Genomic DNA, 3,333 nt, shown 5'->3' on the forward strand with positions numbered 1-3,333 from the left:
TTTCATGAAGAAAGACGCTATCCTTATTTTAGAAAAGCGCCCGATTCTTGTTATTCAACAATCTGCCCTTTAGTAAAAAAAACGCGTTCCTAATAAAAAGGCCGTTCGAATAACCATTTACTTAAACAGTACTATATATATTCCTTGAAGGTACACAGCTTTTTAAACGACTTTTTTATAACTCCATAACATCTTTTAACCTTGTATCATTCATTAATAACGAACTCCAAGGGTTCGCCCCCTTTCGAAGGGCCCCAAATAGCACAATTGGACACACGCCCTGACCTAATTGCTGCTCGGGATACAATATCTCACCTTGGTTAGTTTCAATGCCTCAATATTTGATAACAGCACGATATTGAATGTACAACTTTGATCATAAACATATTGATCAAGAAAGATCAGAGATTGCTTACTTTATAGCTTTGAGCGAGTCTACAATTTAGAAGATAATTCGGACATCTCTGTTACTGTAGCTGCTAACCACCGGATTGTTTTTTATTCATAGCTGTGCCCAATATGATCAAGGCAACATAGATTGCGATGGCAATCGAATCTATTATCGTATCCTTAAGAGCTGAAACGTCAAGTAATGCCGTTACACCAAGAATGACAATCAGTCGCACGATCAGTATCGCCGCGATCATCCATGCGGCAAAACGAACCTTCGATCGATCACTTTGGAATGACATGAAAATAAATGCAATGCCGAAGACCAGATTTTCCGCCGTTATAATGTGCCAAACATACGTGAATACCGTCCGGGTATCCATTGACATCGCCCTAATGTCAAGCTTCGGCAACACAGCGGATTGCCCATTCCATGCATGCGTGACAGCAAACAGAATCGCAAGAACGCCTACAATCAGATAATAAAAATTCCTAATCTTGATGATGATCACAACCCTCCTTAGAAATTCCCGGTTCATTCTTTCGGATATCCTTGTAAAGCTCGCGGACGTATCCTGCTAACCGTTGGTCGCTTTCGTTATTAAAGTCCCTTAACGTTTCGGCTGCCATATTGAGCAACAGATTGACCTTTTCCAGTTGGTTAATCTTCATGCGCGTTTCTGCATTCTTAGCTTCGAGGAACGCAGAAACCTCTTGCAAGTAAGCGAAGTCGATATTTTCCATCTTGCGCAAACCAAGTATTCCCCTCATTTCGTCAAGAGAAAAGTCCGCATACTGCATGATTTGAATATTCATCAAGTCTGTGAGGTCGTTCCTCGAATACTTGCGGTACCGATTGTCATCCCGGGGCGGCGAGACGATCCCAATCCGGTCATAATACCTAAGTGTATCCTTGGGTATCCCAAGGATTTGTGAAACCTCTTGTATAGAGTAAAGTTTTTCCATGAATTCAGAATAACATTTGAGTTGACTCCAATGTCAAGTCGTTTTTTGACCTATTTCTCGACATGTATGCGCGATGTAGCTTTGAAATAAAAATTGATCAATTATTCTACACAAACTGGTATTTAACGAAGAAATGAATTTAAAAATAGGAGGAGCCATTCTTATGGCTTCTCCTACTTTAATTAAGCAAACCTGCACCTTTCGTGCAATAAGTGTAGGTTCACTAATATGTATAAATACTATTGTATATACAATTCTAGCCGCATTTAATATTATTGGTATATTATGTTCAGGGGTTATCATCGATCATTGGAGTAGTCTAAAGCTGCTCGTTTTCTTGTACTTTACGCGTGCCTTATCCATCTCTATTCTCATATATAGCCAAGTCCCAGTGTTATTACTTATTTTTGTGGCCTTATTTGGTTTAGTTGATTTTGCCACTGTTGCACCTACTCAATTGCTTGCAACTTAATACTTTAAACATTATTCTATTGGGTTTATTGTAGGGAGCTTATCTTTAGGGCATCAAATAGGATCCGCTTTAGGAGCTTACAAAACAGGCTTACTATTTAATGAGTTTGGAAACTATGATGTTGCCTTTTACCTTTCGATTATCATTTTGATAGCGGCAGCCGTTTTAAACTATTTACTTCCTGAAACTTAATGAAGTTGTCAGTCCAGCAATGCATGAATGTTTTGTTGGACAGGCTAATCTCTTAAATTTTTTCATCCTCTCTTCAATATTTAATAAGTGGAGCTTCTTCACATTATCTCCCTCCAAAGGATAGATTTTTTATTTTATTCGCTCCATTTTAACAAAAAACCTTCCTCCACAAACGGCCAGTTCGTGGAACAAGAAAGAGTACCGTAACTGTGACCCTTTTGTTCAGCTCAAGCCCCCATTAGCCCAATATGTTTGTAATAATAGAATTTTTAATATTAGAGTAAAATTGCTTGCCTTTCATATACATAAAATTGGGATGATATGTACGAATAGTATTATTAGGCAATAATTCATGTTTCAACAATGCTACTTTCCTTGTTTCCCAATTATTAACACTATTAATCATTAAATCTCGCCACTCAGTTTTAATGTATTGATCATAATTTGGACCAGTAAAAAAGATAATTAAGTCTGGTTTTAGAATATCAATCTCATCCTTAATCACAGGGAATTTTTCATTTTGAATATTTACTAACCTCTTGTCAGGTGCTCCCTTACTTTTTTCCTTTCCAATCTTTATAATATTATTCCAAACACACTCCACACTTTTATCTGGATTTAATTGTTTTATTGTATTAACGTAATCTTTCACAGTATTCCAAAACGGACCACCATATCTAAAACATTTACCCATTCCAAAAAAGTTACAGTATGTTACTAATAATTCATCTATGCTTTTATTACCTAATTCTCCTTCCCATGTATTGGTTTCTTGTCCAAAAAACATAACTTTGATATCAGCATTTTTATACTTTTCTTCATTATTTATATAAAGTAACAACGGATTGCTTAGTTGATTTCCTTCAAGGGAAGAAACCATATCTGACCAATATCTTCTATAAAGATTTAAAAGATTTTTATTCATACCAAATCCACCTTACTAAATATACTTTATTTAATATTACCATAGAAGGTAAATTACCTTATTAAAGAATACTACTCGTTACTTGAATAAGAAAAAGGGTGACCATTCTTTTTGAATAATCACCCTTTAACAACCATTATTCATTTTTGTAATAATCTTCCTCAGTCATTTTTTCTAAATTTCCATTTTCTCGCTTTACGATAATAATCCTCCTATCTTCGTTCGATATATCAATTTGTTTTTCATTTTTGTGTCAGAAAAAAAGAAATTGCAGTCTGACTGACATTAATCCTAAACCATTACTCTTTCTTCTGAAAGTTAATTTCCATAAGCCCTCCCCTCCTATCACTACTATGTATCCCGAAATATCATTCTATCATTATACCAT

The 3,333-nt window shown here is 35.6% G+C and carries 3 protein-coding genes and 1 pseudogene; 1 reads left to right on the plus strand and 3 read right to left on the minus strand.

The annotated features are described in order from the left end of the window. Nucleotides 1-479 precede the first annotated feature (479 nt). Nucleotides 480-902: a hypothetical protein gene (locus tag V7164_RS22805; protein ID WP_335346466.1), complete on the minus strand. Its 423-nt coding sequence runs from the start codon at nt 900-902 to the stop codon at nt 480-482. Then, nucleotides 883-1,356, minus strand: a complete 474-nt coding sequence (locus tag V7164_RS22810; RefSeq protein ID WP_335346465.1) for a MerR family transcriptional regulator — start codon at nt 1,354-1,356, stop codon at nt 883-885. Before V7164_RS22810 ends, V7164_RS22805 begins: the two co-directional genes overlap by 20 nt. A gap of 256 nt (nt 1,357-1,612) precedes the next feature. Between V7164_RS22810 and V7164_RS22815 the strand changes: the two are divergent. Next, a pseudogene (locus V7164_RS22815) lies at nt 1,613-2,020 on the plus strand (MFS transporter); the annotation flags it as partial. 238 nt (nt 2,021-2,258) lie between these two features. On the opposite strand, the gene V7164_RS22820 reads toward V7164_RS22815, so the two are convergent. Further along, on the minus strand, nt 2,259-2,945 hold the full coding sequence (locus V7164_RS22820) for a hypothetical protein (protein WP_335346464.1): 687 nt from the start codon (nt 2,943-2,945) through the stop codon (nt 2,259-2,261). Nucleotides 2,946-3,333: the final 388 nt, after the last annotated feature.

The sequence above is a fragment of the Bacillus sp. JJ1474 genome, from assembly GCF_036965225.1.
GTDB lineage: Bacteria > Bacillota > Bacilli > Bacillales > Cytobacillaceae > Cytobacillus.